The organism is Xenorhabdus sp. PB30.3 (assembly GCF_963895965.1).
GTDB lineage: Bacteria > Pseudomonadota > Gammaproteobacteria > Enterobacterales > Enterobacteriaceae > Xenorhabdus > Xenorhabdus stockiae.
Genome location: NZ_CAWQMW010000124.1, coordinates 1 through 22,487, shown reverse-complemented (window position 1 = coordinate 22,487; position 22,487 = coordinate 1). Strand labels below are relative to the sequence as shown.

At 43.0% G+C, this 22,487-nt stretch carries 24 protein-coding genes and 4 pseudogenes; 21 read left to right on the top strand and 7 right to left on the bottom strand.

Annotation, left to right across the window (positions count from 1 at the left end; genetic code table 11):
* Positions 1-84: 84 nt before the first annotated feature.
* Positions 85-594 (top strand): ClbS/DfsB family four-helix bundle protein, encoded by a 510-nt coding sequence (locus AACX38_RS10015; protein ID WP_228864145.1) that lies wholly within the window; start codon positions 85-87, stop codon positions 592-594.
* 642 nt (positions 595-1,236) lie between these two features.
* Here the strand turns inward: AACX38_RS10015 and AACX38_RS10010 are convergent.
* Together AACX38_RS10010 and AACX38_RS10005 are read right to left on the bottom strand one after the other, a co-directional pair.
* Positions 1,237-1,542, bottom strand: coding sequence for a hypothetical protein (locus tag AACX38_RS10010; protein ID WP_228864144.1), 306 nt, complete (start codon positions 1,540-1,542; stop codon positions 1,237-1,239).
* Between the two features lie 152 nt (positions 1,543-1,694).
* Positions 1,695-1,938: pseudogene (locus AACX38_RS10005) on the bottom strand (ISKra4 family transposase); the annotation flags it as partial.
* 424 nt (positions 1,939-2,362) lie between these two features.
* Between AACX38_RS10005 and AACX38_RS10000 the strand changes: the two are divergent.
* Entirely contained in the window at positions 2,363-3,514 is a 1,152-nt protein-coding gene (locus tag AACX38_RS10000; RefSeq protein WP_228860598.1) for an LLM class flavin-dependent oxidoreductase, read from the top strand.
* 297 nt (positions 3,515-3,811) lie between these two features.
* Positions 3,812-4,105 (top strand): annotated as a pseudogene (locus AACX38_RS09995) (transposase); the annotation flags it as partial.
* Between the two features lie 302 nt (positions 4,106-4,407).
* Here AACX38_RS09995 and AACX38_RS09985 read toward each other — a convergent pair.
* The gene (locus AACX38_RS09985; protein ID WP_228864143.1) at positions 4,408-5,271 is read right to left on the bottom strand and encodes a PhzF family phenazine biosynthesis protein; all 864 of its coding nucleotides are present in this window, start codon (positions 5,269-5,271) and stop codon (positions 4,408-4,410) included.
* A gap of 86 nt (positions 5,272-5,357) precedes the next feature.
* On the bottom strand, positions 5,358-5,942 hold the full coding sequence (locus AACX38_RS09980) for a recombinase family protein (protein WP_228864142.1): 585 nt from the start codon (positions 5,940-5,942) through the stop codon (positions 5,358-5,360).
* A 160-nt stretch (positions 5,943-6,102) separates the two neighbouring features.
* Here AACX38_RS09980 and AACX38_RS09975 point away from each other — a divergent pair.
* Positions 6,103-9,088: pseudogene (locus AACX38_RS09975) on the top strand (Tn3 family transposase).
* Between the two features lie 33 nt (positions 9,089-9,121).
* Positions 9,122-9,976, top strand: a pseudogene (locus AACX38_RS09970) (IS701 family transposase); the annotation flags it as partial.
* Between the two features lie 239 nt (positions 9,977-10,215).
* Here the strand turns inward: AACX38_RS09970 and AACX38_RS09965 are convergent.
* On the bottom strand, positions 10,216-10,386 hold the full coding sequence (locus tag AACX38_RS09965) for a hypothetical protein (RefSeq protein ID WP_228864140.1): 171 nt from the start codon (positions 10,384-10,386) through the stop codon (positions 10,216-10,218).
* Positions 10,387-10,422: 36 nt separating this feature from the next.
* Here AACX38_RS09965 and AACX38_RS09960 point away from each other — a divergent pair, with 36 nt between their 5' ends.
* From AACX38_RS09960 to AACX38_RS09885, 16 genes are all read left to right on the top strand, one after another.
* Entirely contained in the window at positions 10,423-10,776 is a 354-nt protein-coding gene (locus AACX38_RS09960) for a helix-turn-helix domain-containing protein (RefSeq protein WP_228864139.1), read from the top strand.
* A gap of 74 nt (positions 10,777-10,850) precedes the next feature.
* Positions 10,851-11,627, top strand: coding sequence for a hypothetical protein (locus tag AACX38_RS09955; RefSeq protein ID WP_228864138.1), 777 nt, complete (start codon positions 10,851-10,853; stop codon positions 11,625-11,627).
* A gap of 371 nt (positions 11,628-11,998) precedes the next feature.
* A complete protein-coding gene (locus AACX38_RS09950; protein WP_228864137.1) occupies positions 11,999-12,625 on the top strand; it encodes a hypothetical protein in 627 nt (208 codons plus the stop codon).
* A complete protein-coding gene (locus tag AACX38_RS09945) occupies positions 12,622-12,936 on the top strand; it encodes a hypothetical protein (protein WP_228864136.1) in 315 nt (104 codons plus the stop codon). Before AACX38_RS09950 ends, AACX38_RS09945 begins: the two co-directional genes overlap by 4 nt.
* Positions 12,933-14,096: a hypothetical protein gene (locus tag AACX38_RS09940; RefSeq protein ID WP_228864135.1), complete on the top strand. Its 1,164-nt coding sequence runs from the start codon at positions 12,933-12,935 to the stop codon at positions 14,094-14,096. Before AACX38_RS09945 ends, AACX38_RS09940 begins: the two co-directional genes overlap by 4 nt.
* Positions 14,096-14,821 (top strand): hypothetical protein, encoded by a 726-nt coding sequence (locus AACX38_RS09935; RefSeq protein ID WP_228864134.1) that lies wholly within the window; start codon positions 14,096-14,098, stop codon positions 14,819-14,821. The genes AACX38_RS09940 and AACX38_RS09935 overlap by 1 nt, the downstream gene beginning before the upstream one ends.
* Before the next feature lie 11 nt (positions 14,822-14,832).
* On the top strand, positions 14,833-15,759 hold the full coding sequence (locus AACX38_RS09930) for a hypothetical protein (protein WP_228864133.1): 927 nt from the start codon (positions 14,833-14,835) through the stop codon (positions 15,757-15,759).
* 3 nt (positions 15,760-15,762) lie between these two features.
* Positions 15,763-15,960, top strand: coding sequence for a hypothetical protein (locus AACX38_RS09925; RefSeq protein WP_228864132.1), 198 nt, complete (start codon positions 15,763-15,765; stop codon positions 15,958-15,960).
* 20 nt (positions 15,961-15,980) lie between these two features.
* Positions 15,981-16,763, top strand: a complete 783-nt coding sequence (locus tag AACX38_RS09920) for a hypothetical protein (protein WP_228864131.1) — start codon at positions 15,981-15,983, stop codon at positions 16,761-16,763.
* Positions 16,764-16,803: 40 nt separating this feature from the next.
* Complete coding sequence (locus AACX38_RS09915; protein ID WP_228864130.1) at positions 16,804-17,124, top strand: phage tail assembly chaperone; 321 nt, start codon at positions 16,804-16,806, stop codon at positions 17,122-17,124.
* An 88-nt stretch (positions 17,125-17,212) separates the two neighbouring features.
* Positions 17,213-17,980 (top strand): hypothetical protein, encoded by a 768-nt coding sequence (locus tag AACX38_RS09910; RefSeq protein WP_228864129.1) that lies wholly within the window; start codon positions 17,213-17,215, stop codon positions 17,978-17,980.
* Between the two features lie 26 nt (positions 17,981-18,006).
* Positions 18,007-18,255 (top strand): phage tail assembly chaperone, encoded by a 249-nt coding sequence (locus AACX38_RS09905; RefSeq protein WP_228864128.1) that lies wholly within the window; start codon positions 18,007-18,009, stop codon positions 18,253-18,255.
* A 74-nt stretch (positions 18,256-18,329) separates the two neighbouring features.
* Complete coding sequence (locus tag AACX38_RS09900) at positions 18,330-19,061, top strand: hypothetical protein (RefSeq protein WP_228864127.1); 732 nt, start codon at positions 18,330-18,332, stop codon at positions 19,059-19,061.
* Positions 19,058-20,041 carry a hypothetical protein gene (locus tag AACX38_RS09895; protein ID WP_228864126.1) on the top strand — a complete coding sequence of 328 codons (984 nt, stop codon included), beginning with the start codon at positions 19,058-19,060 and terminating at the stop codon, positions 20,039-20,041. The genes AACX38_RS09900 and AACX38_RS09895 overlap by 4 nt, the downstream gene beginning before the upstream one ends.
* A gap of 58 nt (positions 20,042-20,099) precedes the next feature.
* The gene (locus tag AACX38_RS09890) at positions 20,100-20,885 is read left to right on the top strand and encodes a phage baseplate assembly protein V (protein ID WP_228864125.1); all 786 of its coding nucleotides are present in this window, start codon (positions 20,100-20,102) and stop codon (positions 20,883-20,885) included.
* Positions 20,885-21,085 (top strand): hypothetical protein, encoded by a 201-nt coding sequence (locus AACX38_RS09885; protein ID WP_228864124.1) that lies wholly within the window; start codon positions 20,885-20,887, stop codon positions 21,083-21,085. Before AACX38_RS09890 ends, AACX38_RS09885 begins: the two co-directional genes overlap by 1 nt.
* Before the next feature lie 21 nt (positions 21,086-21,106).
* On the opposite strand, the gene AACX38_RS09880 is transcribed toward AACX38_RS09885, so the two are convergent.
* Together AACX38_RS09880 and AACX38_RS09875 are read right to left on the bottom strand one after the other, a co-directional pair.
* Positions 21,107-21,307 (bottom strand): hypothetical protein, encoded by a 201-nt coding sequence (locus AACX38_RS09880; RefSeq protein WP_228864123.1) that lies wholly within the window; start codon positions 21,305-21,307, stop codon positions 21,107-21,109.
* Positions 21,308-21,557: 250 nt separating this feature from the next.
* A complete protein-coding gene (locus AACX38_RS09875; RefSeq protein ID WP_228864122.1) occupies positions 21,558-22,088 on the bottom strand; it encodes a hypothetical protein in 531 nt (176 codons plus the stop codon).
* Between the last annotated feature and the right edge of the window lie 399 nt (positions 22,089-22,487).

The window sequence follows — 22,487 nt, the reverse complement described above, 5'->3', positions numbered from 1 at the left end:
CAGCACAACCGATTTTCAACAATGAGTGTGTCTATTTTCGCCTTTCAACCCTGATTTGAATGAACCGGAGGAGTTGCAAAATTTATGGCTGTACCAACGTCAAAGACCGAGTTGTTATCGGTTATTTCCATGACATTCAAAAGACTGACCGATGATCTTGCACGTGTTCCCGAAAGTCGGGTTCACGAATGTTCAATGAGAGGTCATGTGGTAGGAACGCAAATAAGTCCGGCCAATTTAGTGTCATACTTGCTGGGTTGGAATGAACTGGTCCTGAAATGGTTGTGTCAGGATGACAGGGGAGAATCTGTAGATTTTCCCGAAACGGGTTTCAAATGGAATCAACTCGGTTTACTTGCTCAAAAATTTTATACGGATTATCAGTCTTCCAACTGGGCTGAGTTACTTGAGCGGTTAGAGACCGTAAAGGCGGAACTGGTAGAAACTATATCAAATCGGTCAGATAAGGAGCTTTACCACATGTCCTGGTATGGTAAATGGCCCAAAGGCCGAATGATACAGCTCAATACGTTTTCCCCCTATGCCAATGTCCGAGGGAGAATCAGAAAATGGTTAAAAGAAAATAACATTTAAAATAATATTGTTATAACAAACAAATAAATAAATAAACGATTATCGCTAATCACCAGATAACGGAGTTTTCGGCGGTTCGGGTCCGAGTTTACCACCCCATTCCGGACATTGAGAACCCATTATTTGGATTAGTACTTAAAAAAGATGAATTTTAAAGTGATAAAAAAGTTGGCGGTTATCACAGCTACCCGATCACTACCCCTATATGGGACGTTGGCCCGTAACAGAACAGCGAACGATAGCTAACGGAAGTTGATGATGAAAAACAAACAACTCCAAAAAACTCCGGTAGGAACTTGGAGCATTAGTGCCTATTGCAGTTACCCTGTCACTATTCCAAATTAACCTGACAAAATTTTGGACGGTTCCGGCTTACAACCCCTATACTGTGACGGCCTTTAGATTGTTATTGTTTAATGCGTTCATAAATTGAAATACAACATCCATTGAATTCGTGTTTCGAATGGATAGTGCTGTGTTAATAGAGCCGGTAATACGGGCTTGTTCTACCAACTCATTGTCGATGATTTTGTTTTTGGCGAGCCACTCAGCAACATCAGTCCAGGACCATAACGGACGACTACTGTCTACACGTAAAAGAGGCGTTGGAAAATCACCAGCTCCTCTGCTTCCCCTACTGTATCAGGATAATGCCGCTTTGGTTGTGCCAGACAATTCAGCCGTATCACTTAAGCTGACGATATCTCCAATATCGACCGACAGACACATTAACCCTGAAACTGACTCAATGTTAGTAATAGCGGACAGGACAGCATTAGCGTAACTTTCGCTGTTACGTGTAAAATTAACGTACAATGTACCGTTGTATGCAGCTGGGTGAGCATCACTGCATCCTGCTTCATACAAAGCATCAGATATATCAAACAAATCATTGTCGGTAGTGATTTTTTTTCCGCCTACCACAATTCTAAAACTGTATTTTCTCATATCTACTTTCCTATTATTAAGATGTAAGACTTCGATAAAAAGGCCACCGTTTGACGGCCTTGATATTATTTACATTTATCGACTAATGAGATTATGTCTTTCGCGTGGTCTTGAGGACTATCTGGAGACCATAAAAAACCGTTGGGCATTGATGCAGCCATCTTTTCTGCCCAAGAATGCTCCGCTTCGTCACCTAATTTTATGCCCGGATACCAATGCCCAAATTGGGTTTTCAAATCATCATTCAGTACGGCTGTGCGTGTCTGAAGTAAGTAATGCGCACCTTGTTGGCTCCACTGCATTTGCTGTTTTTTCACCATAATTCGGGATCATCAGGCGGTTATTTTCAATATAGGTATACATTTCATCGAGATGTCTTGACAAGGATTTCTTATTTTCACGCGATGCTCGACTTTTATGGTGAATTGAAATGACATAGCCGCTCCTTTATCGGGCTCAGAGGAAGCGCTTAGGCTGTAGGATGTGATGGACGGTCATTCTACCAATGATTAGGTACTGTGATAAACCTCTTGATTTTTATTGGGTGAGATAGGGTTAAAGTTGATATGGTTTTTCATTATTATCATAAAAAATAATAGATTAAATAAAATATAACAGGGCGCATCAAGCCTGCAAACCTCCGGAGCGTTTCAAGCAAAGAATTACTAAGTGTTCAGGCATTAAGCTGTCTTCGATTTCTCCCGTATGTGTATATCATAGGTTGTGTTGTCGCAGAATTGCAGTTGAATACAATGCTACAATCTCCCTGCAACACAATTGTCTGGATATACACTTGATCTGGCCTAGCCGGGAGAAAAACATGAATAAAAAGTTAGATTATTTTGTGAAGGAAAATCCAGTTCGTACAAGCAAAAATTTAATGAAATTGGGCGTTTTTTCTACCAATACTGAGGGCGGCTGCACTGTAACTAACGCACCTGAGAGATTGCGTGGTGACGACTGGGTGGGGAATCTTGAGATAGCGAAAATTGCCGATCAAGCAGGTTTTGAAGCATTCATTCCTGTAGGGCGATGGAAGGGATTTGGTGGGGAAAATAATACCAGTGGCGTCTGCTACGAGACTTACACATGGGCTGCTGGAATTGCAGCTTTGACAAATCAGATAGCGGTTTTCACCACATCCCATTTATCCACAGTGCACCCATTATTCGCGGCTAAACAGGCGGTAACTATCGACCATATCAGCAGTGGACGCTTCGGGTTGAACATTGTCTGCGGTTGGTACGGTGCCGAAATGCGAATGTTCAACGGCACTATGATGGACCACGATAAGCGTTATGATTACGCCGAAGAATGGCTAGAGATTGCTCAAAATGCATGGACAAAGCAGGAACCGTTCAACTTCACTGGAGAACATTTTTCGATTGTCGAAGCTATTTCCGATCCCAAGCCTATAAACAAACCATTCCTAATTAACGCCGGGGGATCGCCCCGGGGCAAGCGATTTTGCGCCCAATACTGCGATGCAGCGTTTTTAATAATAAAACACATGCATGGCGAAGATGCTGTTAGATCGCAAATTGCCTCATATAAAGATCTGGCGAAGACGGAATTCGGTAAAGATATACAGATATGGTGCTATGGTTACGTTGTACAGAAGGATACTGATGAAGAGGCGGCTGAATATGTGAATTACTACGCTGTCGAGCAAGGAGATGACGAAGGTGCCGACAATATTGCCAAGGAGTTAGGGATACAAACGGGTATATTTACTCCTGAAGAAGCACAAGAATTCAAATTCCACTTCAAAGCCGGCTTGGCAGGTGTTCCACTTGTTGGCTCTGTCGAATCTATTGTCAAGCAATTCAAGAAATACTCAGACTGGGGAATCGATGGTATTGCTCTGACCTGGCTGGATTATCACGAGGGCATTAAGAGCTTCGTGAGAGATGTCTTACCAGCTATGGAGCAAGCTGGCTTACGACTCCAATTTAATTCTGAGAGCGATTAATTTTTTGGCGCGGTAAAATATGCTTTTTACTGTGATGATTGATGATAATGTGATTCCCCCAACTAGGTCAAAATATCATCTAAACGCAACATCATAAGTTTAACATTTCTCTGGGAGCCCACATTGAAGCGCATGGATGCGTTGGGGAGATAAATCGCATTCGCTGAACCATTTTTTTGGAAAGATGGAGCCACTTCTCTATATCCGGCTGGCTTGTTTGACCTAGTACTACAGTCGTAGCCGGCATTGTGTCATGATAGCTATCTTCTTTCTTCCTCATCCTAAGGGAGGTGCCCTATGGCCTCACCTGTCAATTTCTGGGAACAGGCGCTTCTGCTGGCTCATTCCCGTCTGATCCCACTATTTTGCTCTGCAAGTTCTCAGCAACGTTGTTTGGCGTATCTTCGTGGATTACTCAGCGATGTTGAACGTAAAAACGGCTGGCAACTGGCTGAATGGCTGGGTGAACGCTCACCGGATGGCATTCAATATTTTCTGGAACGGGCTCATTGGGATGCTGAAGCCGCCCGCGATATCTTACGTGATTATGTCACCGCACATTTGGGGGATGAGCAAGGTATCCTCATTATGGGGTCCGCTTGGAAAACGGAAAATATCCCACGCTAAGGCTGTTTTTTGTACAGTTCAGTATCGACTGCACGTAATGGACGGTATTTTCCTGACCCCAGCTTAACGTTATTACGCCAGACATAATCTTCACTCAGATTAATATGTTCCCAACCCAGAGAGGAAAGATGAGGTACCGCTGCTCATTAATCTCGATACCTTTTCGTTTCAGTGACTAATAACTCAATGGCTCTTTTTATATGGTGTTTGAAGCCCAATCGTACGAAAACTAGTGATTCGCCAGACGCTATCCATATGATGTTTTTTTAGATTTGTATCAGCCGGGCCTGACCTGACACTCTAATAGAACCCCCTAACTCATCTGTTATTTCCGCGCGGATTCTGGATCGCATGCCCATATCTTCGCCCTGAATAAGATCAATTGATCCGTTGTGTGGCCAGCGTATATCCCGTAAATAACCGGCAAATGCCGCTGTTGCCGCACCGGTAGCCGGATCTTCATACACTCCCCCATAAGCAAATGGATTACGTGTATGGAATATCCGCTCCTCCTCCACATAAACTAATAAAATTGTTACCCAGCCATATGTTTGCATCAGATCGCGCCCTCGCTCTAACTCGTAATGCATAGACGCCAGTGAAGCCCGGTGCTTTAAGGGAAGGACTAAGTGATCTGCACCGCCGTGAATAAGAGCCGGAGAAATTCGGGGATCCAAATCGGCGACGGTATAACCAAAAAGAGCCAACGCTTTTTCCACTAACTCTCTGGATGCAGGCTGACTCCTGGTCAGCGGTGATTGTAGAGCCGCCTGCCATATCCCTGAATTATCCAACCAACCTGAAACGTGAATATTAGTTTGATTTAGATGCAGCTTATACTCACCTTTGCCAAAACGCCTTGCCAGAGCTACTCCTGTGGCAATAGTGGCATGGCCACAAAAGGGTACTTCCGCTTCTGGTGAGAAATAACGGACTTTCCATTCGTGTGTATTATCTTCTGTCACCGGGGCAGCAAAAGCCGTTTCAGAAAACCCCACTTCAGTGGCAATACGCTGCATATCCGCTGCTACCGGTAAGCTGGCACCAATATATACGCCTGCTGGATTCCCACCTTGCCCGTTATCGGAAAATGCAGCGATGTGTATCAGCTCAGGAATTAGATTTTTCATTACGGCTCCGATTGTTTATTGTTTATTTTTAAATAACATAACTCTTAACGGAAATGTAATGTTTATATTAAAAATAATCGGAAATTCTATAATAATACATGTGTAGCTTTCACCCTGAGAATAGTCTGACGTGTTGTTCCGAACTCACGGGCAATTGCACTTATACTTATCCCTGACTGAATTCGTTCAAGTACCACCTGCTTTTGTTCTTCATTTAATACTGGCGGACGACCAAAACGTTTACCCGATGCTCTGGCACGGGCAATACCGGCCTGAGTGCGTTCAAGAAGTAAATCACGCTCAAATTCAGCGACCGCTGAAATCACCTGCATGGTCATTTTTCCGGCAGGGCTGGTGAGGTCAACACCGCCCAGCGCCAGACAGTGAACCCGAATATCTGACGTCGCTAGTTGCTCCACGGTCTTTCGCACATCCATTGCATCGCGACCCAGGCGATCCAGTTTGGTGACAATCAGCACATCGCCATTTTCCATGCGGTCAAGCAGCCTGGCAAAACCGGGGCGTTCGCTGGCTGCCACCGAACCGCTGATTTGTTCCTCAATTAATCTCTGGGGTCTGACGGTAAAACCGGCGGCTTCAATTTCCCGGCGCTGGTTTTCAGTAGTCTGCTCCAGGGTGGACACCCGGCAGTAGGCAAAAACTCGTGACATAGCGTAATTTCCTGTACGAAATAAATGTACGAAATATAACATATGTACTAAATTAAATTCACTAAGTTTTGGACAGGTTTGCTGACTGGTGTACGAAACCGGTCAGTTTCGGTCATCGTTAACCAATAACAAATTGAAACTATACGCGAGAGAAGCATTTATGCCACGGCGACAGATACTGAGCAGTGAAGAACAGGAGCGCTTACTGGTTATACCCGATGATGAAATTATTCTGATCCGAATGTGTTTTTTGAATGAGCGTGATATTGCGCTCATTAATAAGCACAGACGGCCAGCGAATCGCCTGGGCTTTGCCGTTTTACTCTGCTATCTGCGTGGACCTGGATTTATTCCGGACAAAAGTACCGCGCCTTACAGTGGCGTCGTATCCAGAGTCGCTTCCCGACTGAAACTTCAGCCTGATTTATGGCATGAATATGCATCCAGAGAGCAAACCCGCTGGGAACATCTGACCGAACTTTATCGCTACCTGAAATTATCCCCGTTCAGCCGAACGCGGCAAAAAGACTGTATCCGGCATCTGCACCCCTATGCCATGCGAACTGACAAAGGGTTTATGTTGGCGGAAGAAATGCTCAGCTGGCTACATAACAATAATGTTATTTTCCCTTCTGTTGATGTGATCGAACGGACGATTGCCGAAGTCGTCACGCTCGCTGACAGAGCCGTATTTTCGGCACTTACCGCGCAATTGGAAAATCAGCATAAATCAGCACTCGACAGCCTGCTCATATCAGAGAGTGACCAACCTTCCCGTCTGGCATGGCTACTTCAGCCTCCGGGTAAAATCAACGGTAAAAATGTGCTGCAACATATCGACCGGCTTAATTCCATTGCCGCGCTGGGATTGCCTGATGGTATTGCGCTTTCCGTTCACCAGAACAGGTTGCTTAAACTGGCGCGTGAGGGCCGAAAAATGAGCAGCAGAGACCTGGCAAAATTCACCGATGTTAGACGTTACGCTACGATGGTTTGTATAATAACAGAGGCCAGGGCCACCCTGACAGACGAAGTGATTGATCTGCACGAGCGTATTCTGGGTAGTTTGTTCAGCAGGGCAAAACGAACGCAGGCCGAACGACTCCAGCAAACGGGAAAGCTTATTCAGAGCAAGCTAAAGCTGTACGTTACCGTCGGTCAGGCGTTACTTAACGCCAGAGAATCCGGCGAAGATCCCTGGACCGCAATAGAAGACGTCCTTCCCTGGCAGGAATTCATCAACAGCGTGGAGGAAACGCGGTTTTTGTCACGTAAGGGCAATTTCGACCCACTTCACCTGATCACCGAAAAATACAGCACGCTGCGTAAATACGCCCCGCGTATGCTATCAGCATTGCAGTTCACGGCGACGCCTGCTGCGCAGACGCTCAGCGATGCGCTGGACACCATAACGGAAATGTACCGTAAGCAACTTCGTAAAGTTCCGCCGGCAGCGCCAACAGGCTTTATCCCTGAAAGCTGGCGAAAACTGGTGCTCACGCCGTCAGGAATCGACCGCAAATACTACGAGTTTTGCGGACTGAATGAACTCAAAGGGGCGTTACGTTCCGGTGATATCTGGGTAAAAGGATCACGTCGCTACAGAAATTTTGATGATTATCTCATCCCGGTTGCTGAGTTTGAGAAATTCCGACACAATGATCAGTTACAGTTGGCCGTTCAGACCGATTGCCAGGCATACCTTCAGGCCCGTATGACCCTTCTTGCATCGCGTCTGGAAGAAGTTAACGCGATGGCGCTTGCCGGTGAGTTGCCCGATGTTGATATTTCAGATAAAGGCGTAAAAATAACTCCGTTGGAGAACAGCGTTCCTTCAGGTGTCTCCCCCCTTTGCCGATTTGGTTTATGGCATGCTTCCCCATCCGAAAATTACGGAGATACTGGAAGAAGTGGACAACTGGACAGGGTTTACGCGTCACTTCACGCACCTCAAAAATAATCACGTCAGACCAAAAGACGGAAGACTGTTGCTGACTACCATTCTGGCTGACGGCATCAATCTGGGGCTGACAAAAATGGCGGAATCCTGCCCAGGGGCAACAAAATCGTCACTCGAAGGTATTCAGGCATGGTACATCAGAGATGAAACTTATTCAGCAGCCCTCGTCGAGTTGGTCAACGCTCAGAAAGCGCGACCTCTGGCCGCATTCTGGGGTGATGGTACAACATCGTCGTCAGACGGACAGAACTTTCGAGTAGGCAGTCACGGACGTTATGCCGGTCAGGTCAATCTTAAATATGGCCAGGAGCCGGGCGTGCAGATTTATACCCATATCTCAGACCAATACAGTCCGTTCTACGCCAAAGTGATCAGTCGGGTGCGTGACTCAACTCACGTGCTTGATGGCCTGCTGTACCATGAAAGCGACCTGGAAATTACCGAGCATTACACCGATACCGCAGGCTTCACTGAACATGTTTTTGCCCTGATGCATTTGCTGGGATTCGCTTTTGCGCCAAGGATCCGGGATCTTCATGACAAGCGGCTGTTTATTCATGGAAAGACCGAGTGCTATCCGGGGCTTCAGTCCGTCATATCAACAACCAGCCTGAATCTCAAAGACATTGAGGCGCACTGGGATGAGGTATTACGCCTGGCAACCTCGATTAAGCAGGGGACAGTCACCGCATCGCTGATGATGAAAAAGTTAGCCGGTTACCCAAAACAGAATGGGCTTGCCAAAGCGCTGAGAGAGATTGGCCGCATAGAGCGGACACTGTTTATGCTGGACTGGTTTCGTGAACCGGGTCTGCGCCAACGCGTCCAGGCGGGGCTGAATAAGGGTGAGGCCCGTAATGCCCTTGCGCGAGCGGTCTTTATGCATCGTCTGGGTGAAATCAGGGATCGTGGGCTGGAGAATCAGAGTTACCGCGCCAGCGGACTGACGTTACTGACAGCGGCGATCACGTTGTGGAACACGGTATATATAGAAAGAGCCATTGAGTCACTGAAACGAAAAGGTGTCCCGATTAATGAACAACTGGTAGCTCATCTTTCTCCTCTGGGCTGGGAACATATTAATCTGAGTGGCGATTACGTCTGGCGCCATAATCTTAAGCTGGGGTCCGGAAAATATCGGCCATTACGTACAGTCGACACCGAATTGTACAAAAAACAGTCTTAACGTGGGATATTTTCCGTTTTCCAAGCGGACCCCATTATCGATGAAACCGGTTTTATCAAAAAAGGGACGCATTCTGCCGGCGTGCAGCGTCAGTATAGTGGAACGGCGGGACGGATTGAAAATAGTCAGATAGAGGTTTTCCTGTGTTACGCCGGCAACGGTGGTCATGCCTTCATTGACCGGGCTTTATATCTGCCTAAACAGTGGACAGAGGATCGCCTCCGCTGTGACGCCGCCGGCATGCCTGACTCGGTCAGTTTTGCCACGAAACCCCAGCTCGCCCAGAACATGCTGGCGCGGGCATTCAAGGCCAATATCCCCTGTCGCTGGGTCACCGCTGATGCGGTCTATGGACAGGATCGTCGCTTGCGATGCTGGCTGGAATCTCAGCACCAACCGTTTGTCTTAGCGATCCCCAAAAATGAGCGCCTCTGGTGGCAAACACCGCATTACACCCGAGCAGACACCATTGCAGCCAGTCTGACCGATGACGACTGGGAAACACAGTCAGCCGGGCTGGGAACAAAAGGCGAACGTTGGTATGACTGGGCACGGATCCCGCTCTGGCGCTTGCAAATGAGTGAAGAGGAACGGCGTTATGGTCATTATCTGCTGCTCCGGCGTAACCGGGATGAGAAGCAAGAACTGGCCTCCTATGTTGTCTATGCCCTTAAAGAACAGGCCGATCTCAAGACGTTGATTCAGGTGGCCGGCCATCGCTGGGAAATCGAAAGCGGTTTTGAGGAAACAAAAGGCGAGTGCGGTCTGGATCATTACGAAGTGCGGCAGTGGCACAGCTGGTATCGGCATATTACGTTGTCATTATTGGCGCATGCGGTTCTGGCGGTTTTGCGGATACAGGAGAAAAAAAAACGCCGGCGGGACTGATAGCCCTGAGTGTAGCGGAACTGCGTAAGCTGCTGTCAAAACTGATGGAAAAGGCAGGAGAAACGAGAGAACAGATTTTATTTTGGTCAGACTGGCGGCGACGACATCAGTATCGCGCTCAACAATGCCATTATCACCGCCGAGAGGAATATCTGATCATGGAACAGTTACGACTGTAGTACTAGATGCGAGCTATATATCGCTCGCGGTACTTGTGTGAGTACCTTATAGTAATTATCCTAATCGATAAGTGAACGACGTTTGCTCAACGTAGATGTTGGTGTCTTAGCAATTTCAATGATTGCCTCAGCATTTAACCCAGTCAAAGGATTGGCGGGTTTAAAGTAAAAATATCGTTTTTCTCTATCTGGAATGGCACCAAATAGCGCGAAAACTTTTTTATTTTTCACTTGTAGTATCATGTAAATAAAAAAGAATTTTTTTCATTGAAAATTGCTGAGGTTATTGTCTACTTTGCAAACCACTTTAAACAAATTATGATAATACCCATTGATGAGCGTGATGAAGATTATGTTAGTATTTCTTACACCAAAGGTGCTAATGATGATGAAACCATTCCCCATGAAGTTATTAGCGTAATGATTGATGAAAGAACCACACTTCATGCAGCATGGCGTATATATCGTGGTTTTTCACGAAAAGAGGTGGCTGAGCAATTAGGGATAAAACAAACTGCAGTATTTCGTTTTGAAAAAGCAGAGACCCTACGCTCTGAAATATTGGAAAAATTGGCATTACTTTATGATTGTAAGCCCACACAATTAATTTTGGATTTTTAACCAGAATAATGAGTCTTGCAAGTGTAATATTGATACTCCATCGAAAAACCACCTACGTTATAATGGAATATAAAATGAACTCGGAAATTTTTCAGTTATTATCATTAGCAACATATGGAAACGCTTATCTAGAAGAAAAACTTTATGACAAATTTTATCCTAAACATGTTGCGTTTAAATTTTGTCAATCCGTTAAATTTGTTGATCTACAAAAAAATAGTGAGAAATGGCTTGAAATACCCTATGCAAGCGATCCTATATCTTGGTTGGATAAATTAAAAAATTACGGAGTGAAACAATTACGTACTTGCTATTTATCTTTCAATGATGAAAAAAAGTGCGATTGGCTGTTAGAAGTTGTTAATTCTAACTATTCAGATTTTTGGAAAGCTAAATGGGAGTGGGAGCACGATAATACTTGCCGTGTCACTTATGTACGGGTTCAAAAAAGTATTTTTCACCCACAAAAATATATACCTAAAATCCCAAGCCTTACAGAAATGAAATCTGAATTTGAAATGATATTAAAAGAGATTAGCTCATTTTCACATAAAAATGGTTACCCTAATTTTGGTAATTGTTTTGACCGAGGATTAAAATATTTATCTGGAGGCCCCAGTCACGACTTAAGGGGTAGTGAAATTTTTCCAATTGATTATATGCCTGAAGAATGTAATCAATTAATATACGCTTGCCTTTCATCTTGGGTATTTGGAGGAATGGGATCATGGAATGACATCTTTTTTCCTGATCCAAAGATTCAAAAAGAATATGAAGCTCTATCACAAAAACTCTTTAGTTCTATTTATACTGCATTACTTGTTGCATCAAACCCATTTCCACGCATTTAGAAAATAAATTTATGACTTCAGTAAGCATAAGGTGAGTTCACTGTGTGCTTACTCTCAATTGTGAGTCGTTATCCGTTAGCTAAATAATGACAAGTAAAGGTAGTGGTTCGATGAAACTATGCCAACAGTGGTTTTAATTATGTAATTATTAACGGCTGTTTGTAATAACATCAATCTTAATTTACAAAAGCAATTTAAAGCAATTAGAAAAACCAGTCATACCAAGGATAATTGACTCTCTCTCCTCCTCTAGTTGACATATCGAGATATAAAGCCAATCAAAGCAACATAAAGATCGCAATATTTCCCTGTTGCTGCGGCATTTTTCTCCTACCTTCATCATGGCCTGATTTACAACATGAGACGAAACGATGAGTACTCAGAAGAAGATATTTTGTGTCTCTTTGTTAGGGCGTGAGCAGGTTCAGGCCACAGCGGTGTTTGATAATGACCTTTTGGTGATTGTGAAGCTGGAAAAAATCATGGGCCCGTTCGGGATGTGGAAGCAACGGTTGAAAAAGGAACTGAAGAAAAAGCACGAAGACGGTTTCCATCTGTTGGTTGAAGAGCGTGGTGATGATTTTAGTGAATACGCACACAAGATATTGCTGGAAGATGCAGATCTAACCGAACGACGGGGCTACATGAATGTCGCCTTTGACCATTATTTTAACCTAATCCGAATAGGCGGTACTTCGGATGGTAATCAACAAGGCTGTTTAGTCCTGAATGATGGCTTAGAACGCCATTGGATCCGTGAGCAGATGGTTAACGTGGTGCCTGATGACCGTGGGCGGTATTGCTACGACATTGACCACAGCAAATTCTCTGGTTATCAGCGAGCCATATTATTGTGTGTGCTGGCTGCGTGTGAATTTAACCAAATGAACGAGGGTTATCTCGATTCTTTCCTGTCAGGCATTAACGCAGAAGAGGAAGAGTCAGCCTACTCTACGTTTCGCAGCATCATTATTAACAAAGATATGGCCACACTATGACTCAGATTTCGCGCCTTAGTCCCCTCAATATTCAGGATGAGTTGATACGAGCACGATTTTATAAGGAATTGCGTGACGGGTTATTTGAATGGGAAGAGTGGGAAGTATCTCTTGATGAAATACGGATGCCTGAGCTTATTTCGCTGCGTTATTACGGAACGACCAGCCTGAAGAAAGTGGTTGCTGTATGTGCCGGGCTTGATGATATGCGAGAAAATTTGGGGGCAGGAAGCTTGATAAAACTCCCAACGATTTTGTGGGTGAGAACACGTATTCGCTATTATTGCCAGTTTGAACAGGAGGGAACATGACAAATTCACTCCGCGAGCAGGACAAAGAATTTAATGTTCGTCGTCGCAAACAAAAATCAGTGCGCCAGTACGCAAGGCGAACATTGTCACCATCAGCAATTCGTGAAGCAATAGGCGCTGGTGAACTTCCTGTTTATCACTCTGTTTTGCTGGGTTCGAAGCAAGGCGGTGAGCCATTCACAATTGATGATATACGCGCTTTTGATAAGGCTCGTAAAGCAACCACTAAGAAGTGGAGTCGTACTCGTGGTGCGCCATTGGATCAGCTTATCGTGGCTCCACGTAAAATCGATGTGCACCGTGCCAATACAGAAATCAAGACTGCCAGATTTTATAAAATCTGTGGCGACTTACTGCATTTCAATGTGACCGCTTCGGGAAAACATGGCGAAGATAATTATCAGGTACGCATTCGTCTTGAAAACTGGATGGAGGAGTTAACCCAAACACAACGAAGTTGGGCTGCGGCTATCAAACGAATTTTGTTGGGTTATGTGTCTATCGACTGCCAGTGTGGACGATACCAGTATTGGTATCGCTATGTTGCTACCGCTGGAAATTTTGCCATTGCTCCCTATGAAAAAGACTTTCCCAAGATCCGAAACCCACAACTAACCGGATGTTGTTGTAAACATCAACTCAAGGCATTAGCTGCACTGAAATCACCAACAGTACAGGCTCAATTATCTAAACAACTTCAAACCCAAGCAGAAAAAGAAGGTTTTGCCGGTGACAGTAGCAATACTTTCTTAACCAAAAAAGACCGTGAAGAATTGGAGCGCGCTCGGCCTCGTAATGTAGACAAAGCGGCTGCTATGCAGGTTATTCAGAAGATGAAACAGGCGAAGCGCGTATTTAAACGTCAGGTTAAAGATCCTAAGTACATCAAGAAGCTGGAAAAAGAAGTCGCAGAATTGCGTAAGCAGTTAAGTAAACAGCAATCACAAGCTTCAATCAGTAAAGCCAAGGCAAAATCGGCCATAGATAAAAATCAGAAGAAAGCACAAAACGCCGATCGTGATCAGCTCAAGGCCATGCTACGTACTGAGCTAGATCGCGCCAAGATGTATGGCGCAGACAAAGAGAACGCGGTGAAAGTGTTCGCCAAACTGAACAAGCTGTCACTCACTGAAGCACAGAAGCTAGCCAAGGAGCTGTAATGAGCCGAATTACGCCCATCGACCGCCGCCATGTATTTCAACAAATCTACGGCGACCTGCAAAAGACACTGGATATTAACCCGAATGCCTTTGATTGCCTGTTGTTTAAAGCCAATCTCAATGCGTTAGAGCATCTTAGTCAGAGTGATGTTGTCGGAAATTTGGAATCAAGAGAGGAAACATTTTCTTATAGTAGCCCGACCATTACACGGGCCATAGAATTGCCCCATGATAGCGGCTCTATTCAGATGATGGCATTTGGCGATGGCACAGATGAAGGTGAAGAAGTCTTCCAGATGCTGATCAAAGAACTGAACGTACCAGAACAAAGTGTGCTGTGGATTGAAGAGCAGACCAGCGATGAAACGATACAAGTTCGTTTACTGTATATCATCAAAGCTGAGCCTATAGGTAAGCACGGTTCAGGCGGCTTTAAGTACAATCTTATGTCGTTTGATGTCGGTAGTGATTTCTTACCGGACAAATTCAAGCCAGAAGCCGGTGAGCCTATTGTATTCTTGCCTAATCCACACCCAGAGCCAAGTTTAACCAGTGTAGTTAACAAACTCTCTCAGATGGCAAGCAAAGATAAAATTGCTGTTTTGCGTAAGCCGGTGCCAATGGTGAGTGAGCGAGATGAAGTTAACGAAAAGAATTTGAATAAACAGGCGGCGGATCTACAAGAAAAAGTGGGTTCCATTGCTGATATTTTTGATGTGTTTTAAGGGGAAAGTGAGTGAGTGGTATCGATCCTAATGCGCCCGTCGAGATTAAATTGACGCCAGTCACTGGCGTGGATGGTTCAGCAGTCAAAGCACCGTCCCCCGGCAATATTGTGACACAGCCGATCCAGAATAAGGTCACTATTCCTGCTGTTTCAGCGCCACAGGCTGTTGACTTCTCGCTTGTATCTACTGCTGATGAGGTTAACGATGAATCGCTAAACCGCACAGCCAAGACACTGCGCGATGATGTTAATGCCAAGCTAACTTCATTCGCTAATTCTGTGTCGCTCATCTTGGGCCAATTGGGAACCGAACACAGTCAACAAGTTGTAGAAATCAACAACAAAATGGTTGCCCTGCGTGACTCGATCAATGTTGAGTTAGCCACAATCCGCACTGATAACAAGCAACAGAATACCGACATGGCTACGGCGATAAACCAACGTCTGTCGGTAGTGATGACGAATCTGACAACGCTTTCCGGTGCCATTAAGAATAGTCAGGAAAAAATTGCAGCTCTTGATGCCACTTATGCAACGGATTCAGATATTGCCGCTAAAGTTGCAACTATCAATGAAGCACTTGCACAGCTGAGTAAGACTGACACAGATGTACTCCAGCAAATGCAGGAAACCGTCAATATGGTTAATTCCATGCGTAAGCTCAAAGAGAAGAATATCACTATTTCCAGTACGTCCGGTACTTATGACTTTTTAACGACTCAGGAAGGGTTAGGAAGTTACGCACAAGCAACTGACTACATGGCGACAGCCACAGTAGAAGGTAATCAGTTAGTGGAAGCGCACATCACTAAAAAACTCGCTGTAGGTTTCACCATTGCATTGAAATCGAAAGGCGTTCATTTCCGGCCACAACCACATGATGCCAGTGTCACACCAGTTTCAGTGCGAGTTTCACTAACATTCACACAGAGCTAAATCATGGCAATAGTTCCTAAACGTTATAAAGAACTGGCTACGGAAGCTCAATTAACTACAGCGAAAGAAGAAGCTCAGACTGGCATGCTCACCAAGCTCGAATTTGAACAGTTTAAGCAGAATATGATGGAAGTATTTGTTGCCATCACGAAGCAAAACAATGAGTCAGCAGATCGAATAAATGGAAAAATTAATGCGTAAAAAAACGATGAGAGGTTGTCATGAGTGATTCACAATTTCAAGCATTGATAGAAAGTAATCGCCGCTTGAATAAGACTGTAGAAATGCAAATATCACAGATTAACTCAACGTTAGATAGTAGCCTTAATAATCTTAACAACTGGAAAGATAATGTTAAATCCATTGATCTTAGTGGACAGGGGCGATATGTAACAAAATTAACAGTTAAAGGTGACAAAGACACATTTTATCCTGTCATTTTTACAATGAATTCAGGAGATGAAACTGTTATTCAAATATATCGTGCTTATGCATGGAATGCTAATCATACTAACGATCCAAGTGATTTTGATGCAACACATGTTGCATCGGCATTGGTTATCTTGAAAGGACAAGCTAATCCTTGGCATGGTGATGCAAATTATTTAAGAACGGTTGTCAATTTTCAGCGCTATCGTCAATGCGTTGCTCAAGTCGGATTTCAGGCATGGTGTGAAGCTACCAAAAAAGATCCGGCCAAACCAGATACTGGTTATAACAGTAATGTAACTGGTTATTTAGAAAAGCAATGTTCTTCTTTTATGCTACGTGGTGGAAATTTAACGTATGAAGTTTATTCAAACTATCCTATTAATTTTAGGTTAATGAACGACGGTGATGTTATTTCAGAACACGATTATGACCATACAAATGTTAAATGGGTGGCTAGAACCGTAGCATTAGCGGATGCTGAATCAGGAGATGAAAATAATAATCATGGTGTTTCATATATTGGATATGCATCAAAATCAGATACTATCAGCGCAGTATATGAATCAGCTTGAAATTAAAAAAATAGCCATCTAGTAAAAAATAGGAACCTATATGATCCCAAAATTACTGATTAACGATGAAGAGTTGATTAATATCCCAGCAGAAAAAAATATTCTGATAAAACTTGGTTTATCGGAAAGTGAAGCAAATAAAATAATCTCTGAGCATCTATTAGAAATAGAGTTAAATAAAATCCGCCTTCATAGGGAATCTCTTTTAGCTGAAGCAGATCACTTAGTTAATACCGCATTAGATCAGCAATTGGATATTGCTCCATACAGAGATTACCGACAAAAATTAAGAAATATAACAAATGAATACCAATTTTTATCTGACGTAATGTGGCCTGAAAAACCAGAATCACCTATATAGATACTAAGGATAATGTTTTTTTATTTTAAATGGATGATTGAATGACAATCATCATTACTATTGTATACCATAATTATAAGAAGGTCTTATGAGTGATCCTTTGAGAGAAGTAATAGAAAGCACCAGAGATTTAAATCTAGCTGTAGAAACAAAGATTAATGATATTAAAAAAGAAGTTGATAATGCAAAGGAAGAATTCAAAGCTTTTGCAAAGCAGTTAAGTATTATTTCTGGTTTTGAAGCTATCAATTACAACGGCGACTTCATGGATACTATTGAAATGAAGAATGTTAAAGGTGAAGTCAATGCATTCCCAATTGGCATGGGAATTACTGAAAAAAGAAACGATTGCTTCAAAATGGAAATGATACCAGTGACTACAGGGGATGAGCCCAGTACACGAAACCCAGAAGCTATAGAGTTATTGAATTTCATGGGAATTGGGAATATAAAACATTTTTCAGAGACATTTAATATTCTGAAGATGACCGTCACTGATACTAGTTTCATTCAATTAGAACACTACGATTTCTTTATTCCAGATCAACATGTAAAAACTTCACCTAGCTCTACATTTATGGCGTATTACAAAACGGTGGGTGATTTTGGGGTTAGCTATCTAGGTAATAGTGGTGGGAAATGGGAAAGAGCGTTTTCGCACATTCAGCATAATTCACCCGGGCATTACATTCATATTGACCTTAATTTCTCAGATAATGTTAAAGTCGGAGATGTATTGTATTTAGCGCTTCCAACTATTTGTACGGGCTTGTTCCCTAAAGAATACATGCATGGAAATTTATATAACCCCAGAGAAAAGCATATGCGTAGCCATCATCCTAAAACTGATGACTAAAATTAAGAATAAAGGAATATATTATTATGAATTTATCACAATATAATTCAGGCATACTAATTGCTACAGAGCGTGGTCTTGTTCATCCTAAGTGGATTGAAATTATAGAAAAGCGAGCAGTTTTACTTAAGGAAGCTGACAATCTAGTCAATATAGTACTAGATAACGATCTTGATTCAAAAGAAGTCAGAGCTTATCGCAAAAAATTACGGGATATACCTCAATCATTCGAAGATCCATTTTCGGTTGTTTGGCCTACAAAGCCATCCATTTAACATTTCTCTGTTAGCGACCTCAGATAAGAAAAGGGGTAGCGTTATTGCTATCCCTTTTTCATTGGGTAACGACCATGACTGAGATAACAGAAAAGAACGACATTACTGATTTTTATCCCATTGATGTGGCATTTGGTAGCCATATCGTTGATGCCTTAGCAGTGTTGGATCAGGAAAGTTGTCCGCACCATGTTAAATCGTTCTTACAGCGTGATTCTAGACAGCAGGTTTTTCGCGGTGACTACGATTCTCCCAAATCCTTTATTCAGGCTATTCGCCAGTTCCAGAAGCAACAAGGCAGTGACGGCTTACGTAAATTCAATGCGGCTCGCTTGCCTTTGATTAACTACTATCGACCGATAGGATTTCGTAGCGCATCAGCTGAGTATGCCCAGTTTGTTGAGAACGCGACTGGTTGGGATGATGCATTACTGAAGAAAACCAATATCAGTATCAGTTATCTGGAATTGACCTATCGCATTGTCTTTATGGGTAATGATAAAGCATCTGTAGAACGTCTGTTGCTTGCCTGGCACATGTATATCTCTCGCCGCCGTATTGGAGGCCATCGTTTTTACGTCGCTTATGAGTTGTTTGGTGAAGACATCAAACTACCAATCACGATAGAAGACTCACAAACTATCGAAGCGAATAACCTGAGCCATAACTATGCAGATGGTCGGCTCTATGCCGTTGAGGTAGAGCATAGAGTAAATGCCCCTATTTTGTATGGTAAAGGGGTAAGTCATGTTAGTCCGATTCATTGGACAGTGGGGTTCAGTCCACTTGAAGAGGTGTTTTCATGAGCCGTCATCAACATCAGTTGGTTCAGTCGATTATATTCAACGGAGAAGAATTGGATCTGTCGTTTCTCAAAGAAGCTACGTTCATAGAAACGACGACATTAGACGGGCCAAAACTCATTATTGAGTATGATGATAAAGAAAAGTACCTCAGAGACGACCTCGCTATTACCGAACGAGACGTATTCACTATTGTACTTTCTGATCCGGTAAATCTCGATATATTGAGTTGGGAAGCCGAGTGGGTGGTCATGACTATGCCAGTCAATCAAGGCGATATCATCACGTTTAACCTACTTTTGAAAACGCTGTATGATCTTAAACAGCCATCGCCTATTGCTCGCTGTTTTGTCAGAGAACCTGTCAGTAAAGTGCTTCGTCAATTAGTACCAAATCTGCCCATTGATGTTGGAACATTTCCCATCCGACTGGATTTTCATCTACTACCGGCACAACGCCCATCACGGTTAATCCGTCAAATGGCAAAAGAGCTGGGTGCGCTTGTGTTTATTCGTCGGGGTACGCTCGTATTTCGCACTCTGGCTGAACTTCAGACCATGAAGCCAACGTTTACTTATCACTACAACGATACCCGTGAAAAATATCAAATTGCCCAATACTCTTTGCCGAATGATAGCTCTTTGATTAGGGATTTAACTCATCGTCGCTTTGTCGGTTGGGATGATAAAAAAGGTATGGTTTATTCAGGTAAGCACACCAATACACCAATCGAACATTCTGGCGTCACGAATAAGTTCGTGCTCGATAACCTGAGCAAAATCCCCATTCCTGTTCTTGATGCTTACATGTTTGGTAATGGTGGATTAAGGGCTGGAGATGTAGTTGAAGTGGTATGGAATCGTTCTGATTTAGAACGACCGATAGACGAAAGCCTGCCAACCCTTGTAGTTATTGGACTTGTCGCACATAGCTACAAAGGTAAAAAGCTGTATGCTCGTATAAAAGGAATACTAGATAAGTAGTAATTAGATATTTAATCAGCATTAAATAAGTATCTATTAAATATAAATAAGGTATTAAATGGATAACCCAGCAGATTTACTGCTTCAGCGACCAGAACTAGAAGCTGTGGTAGTTAATGTACAAGATCCAGAAAAACAAATGCGCGTACAAGTGCGTGTTTTTGGTGTATTTGATGATGTGTCAGATGAAAAATTACCGTGGGCTACTTATAAATTACCTATTGGAGCCAGAGTAAACGAAGGTGACTTTACCCCAGTGCAAGTGGGTGACTTAGTTTGGATAGATTTCCCTTATTATACTCATGGCAGAAAAGACACTCGTCGCCCAAGGATCACCGGTTCAGTTCATCATAATCCAGACGGTATCCCCAATCTCCCGCCAGAGGTTTTTGCGGGTAAAGGTCGTTATCAGCACAAACGCAGTCATAAAGAGCCGCAATCGGCACGACAGGGTTATCACGAAAGTAAAGTGTACATCCTGCATGGCATGATGTTTGAGATAGAAAAAGACAGTGTGTATCGCGTTACCCATATGCCCACAGGCACGGCATTTGAATTTGATGCACGGGGTAACTCAATTTTGCATGTTGAGGGCGATAGCCATCACTCGACAACCGGAGATATGGAAAATCATTCATCCGGTAACGTTACAAATAATGCAGGCAATCACTTAACTGAGAAAGTCGGTGGATTCTGGCGTATTAATGTCAGTGGTTCTGCTTATATAGATGCAACAAGTATTCACCTAAACAAAGGAGCAGGTGTGGTTACAGCTGAGTGCCTTTGCTCCTTTACTGGCAGACCACATTCTGATTTTTCATTGCGAGTCACGGCAGGTAAATAATGGCTTTAAACAGCGGTCAACTGAAAGGAATGATTGAAGTCAACTTGATTTCATTGGGTTTTGCAGCCAACGAACACGGAAGAATGAACGACTTAGCCGAAGCCATTGCAAAAGCGGTTGTTGAACATATTACCGCTAGTGGTCAGGTGATTGTGATAGGTGGTGGTCACTATAGTGGGGAAATCGCTAAAATAGTGTAGTGATAGGGTCAGAAGTTTGAGCTATCGCTTGGTTCCTGATAATTCTTCGCTTTGAATTAAGGAAATTGAGTTACCAACAGTTTCAGTAAATTCACTCAGATTTTTTATATCAGATAGACATTGGTGATGGATATTTTTATCAGGAATAGCAAGTTCACCTTTTTCAATCGCTACCATCTGATTCATGCTTTCAACCAAATTATTAAACAATTTTTTATCCATAGTTTCTCCATTGTATGAACATAGCCGCGCTCTTGCGCGGCATTAACTAACTCTTATCAGTCAAAACAGACTTATCTTATTTTGTTAGGAAAGCGCTTTAATGTATACAATAGTTAAGGGAGGGGCACTACGTATATCCCCATCCCTTTTACTGCTATGTAGAACAACTAATTGACTTAACCACTGAAAAAGTTTCCTTTTGGTTTCTTCCATAAAATAGAGACCAAAGGCAAGTTCTTAGCCGTTCATATTAGTTGTAATACACCGTACAATCATAAGTTGAAATATACGGTGGCTGATACAACCCACCCGTGATATTTCCAACTTTCATTTGCAGAGTAATTCTACAATCGGCTGGGATATTCGCGCCTGTAGCATTGACAGTGGCCGAGCCGCTGGCCACATCCAAAAATGCTTCCCATGCAGCAGAACTATTCGGAGTGGTAATATAAAGACGCAGCGTGATTTGATTTTGCCAACCAGCCCAATTAAGTCGGTTATAGTTACACAGAATGCTGCTTACAATTCCTGAAAGAGTCTGTCCGTTTAAAGGGGCCAGAGTCGCACCAGGAATAAACATTCCGCCTTGAGTTGGTTTAGGCCCTGAATTAGCACGATACCAACTTGGTCCGGCTAATTGTGCGAGACTATCCTCTATTTCAGTTTGCTGTTGTAGTAAATCCAGCAGAGATGAATCTTCTTTGGTTAGATCTACTGGGGTTAATAATACGGCCTGTCCCTCTTTTAACAACATATCAGTGGGAAGAATCAGATTATTCATTTATATTATCCTAAGTTATCTCGAAAATATGGTGACGAGCATTAAATCATCACTTTGAAAGACAACACTATCGATAATGCTGTACTGAGGCTCCTTATAAATTGGCAGAGTAAAACTTATTGATATAATAGGGATTCTTGTTAGCTCTTCATACTTCTGGATATTTGGACCAAGATTATTAAGAATTGAGGTTAATTTATGTAAAAACACACACCTATGAGTTGAATTACCTGATAGAGTATATAAAGATGATATAAATAATTATTTCCGCAAAAAAGAAAATTTTGGTTTGAATGAAAGCAACTACTTCTTTAAAAGAAAAAACTAAATTAATCAAAGGGGATAAACCAATCTTACTTGAAGATACTGTTAGTTATATACTCAAACACTGGAAATAAC

What these genes read in the sequence shown, in the direction of transcription:
- AACX38_RS10015 (WP_228864145.1), top strand. Translation starts at nt 85, where the DNA reads ATGGCTGTACCAACGTCAAAGACCGAGTTGTTATCGGTTATTTCCATG.
- AACX38_RS10010 (WP_228864144.1), bottom strand. Translation starts at nt 1,542, where the DNA reads ATGAGAAAATACAGTTTTAGAATTGTGGTAGGCGGAAAAAAAATCACT.
- AACX38_RS10000 (WP_228860598.1), top strand. Translation starts at nt 2,363, where the DNA reads ATGAATAAAAAGTTAGATTATTTTGTGAAGGAAAATCCAGTTCGTACA.
- AACX38_RS09985 (WP_228864143.1), bottom strand. Translation starts at nt 5,271, where the DNA reads ATGAAAAATCTAATTCCTGAGCTGATACACATCGCTGCATTTTCCGAT.
- AACX38_RS09980 (WP_228864142.1), bottom strand. Translation starts at nt 5,942, where the DNA reads ATGTCACGAGTTTTTGCCTACTGCCGGGTGTCCACCCTGGAGCAGACT.
- AACX38_RS09955 (WP_228864138.1), top strand. Translation starts at nt 10,851, where the DNA reads ATGAACTCGGAAATTTTTCAGTTATTATCATTAGCAACATATGGAAAC.
- AACX38_RS09950 (WP_228864137.1), top strand. Translation starts at nt 11,999, where the DNA reads ATGAGTACTCAGAAGAAGATATTTTGTGTCTCTTTGTTAGGGCGTGAG.
- AACX38_RS09945 (WP_228864136.1), top strand. Translation starts at nt 12,622, where the DNA reads ATGACTCAGATTTCGCGCCTTAGTCCCCTCAATATTCAGGATGAGTTG.
- AACX38_RS09940 (WP_228864135.1), top strand. Translation starts at nt 12,933, where the DNA reads ATGACAAATTCACTCCGCGAGCAGGACAAAGAATTTAATGTTCGTCGT.
- AACX38_RS09935 (WP_228864134.1), top strand. Translation starts at nt 14,096, where the DNA reads ATGAGCCGAATTACGCCCATCGACCGCCGCCATGTATTTCAACAAATC.
- AACX38_RS09925 (WP_228864132.1), top strand. Translation starts at nt 15,763, where the DNA reads ATGGCAATAGTTCCTAAACGTTATAAAGAACTGGCTACGGAAGCTCAA.
- AACX38_RS09920 (WP_228864131.1), top strand. Translation starts at nt 15,981, where the DNA reads ATGAGTGATTCACAATTTCAAGCATTGATAGAAAGTAATCGCCGCTTG.
- AACX38_RS09915 (WP_228864130.1), top strand. Translation starts at nt 16,804, where the DNA reads ATGATCCCAAAATTACTGATTAACGATGAAGAGTTGATTAATATCCCA.
- AACX38_RS09910 (WP_228864129.1), top strand. Translation starts at nt 17,213, where the DNA reads ATGAGTGATCCTTTGAGAGAAGTAATAGAAAGCACCAGAGATTTAAAT.
- AACX38_RS09905 (WP_228864128.1), top strand. Translation starts at nt 18,007, where the DNA reads ATGAATTTATCACAATATAATTCAGGCATACTAATTGCTACAGAGCGT.
- AACX38_RS09900 (WP_228864127.1), top strand. Translation starts at nt 18,330, where the DNA reads ATGACTGAGATAACAGAAAAGAACGACATTACTGATTTTTATCCCATT.
- AACX38_RS09895 (WP_228864126.1), top strand. Translation starts at nt 19,058, where the DNA reads ATGAGCCGTCATCAACATCAGTTGGTTCAGTCGATTATATTCAACGGA.
- AACX38_RS09890 (WP_228864125.1), top strand. Translation starts at nt 20,100, where the DNA reads ATGGATAACCCAGCAGATTTACTGCTTCAGCGACCAGAACTAGAAGCT.
- AACX38_RS09885 (WP_228864124.1), top strand. Translation starts at nt 20,885, where the DNA reads ATGGCTTTAAACAGCGGTCAACTGAAAGGAATGATTGAAGTCAACTTG.
- AACX38_RS09880 (WP_228864123.1), bottom strand. Translation starts at nt 21,307, where the DNA reads ATGGATAAAAAATTGTTTAATAATTTGGTTGAAAGCATGAATCAGATG.
- AACX38_RS09875 (WP_228864122.1), bottom strand. Translation starts at nt 22,088, where the DNA reads ATGAATAATCTGATTCTTCCCACTGATATGTTGTTAAAAGAGGGACAG.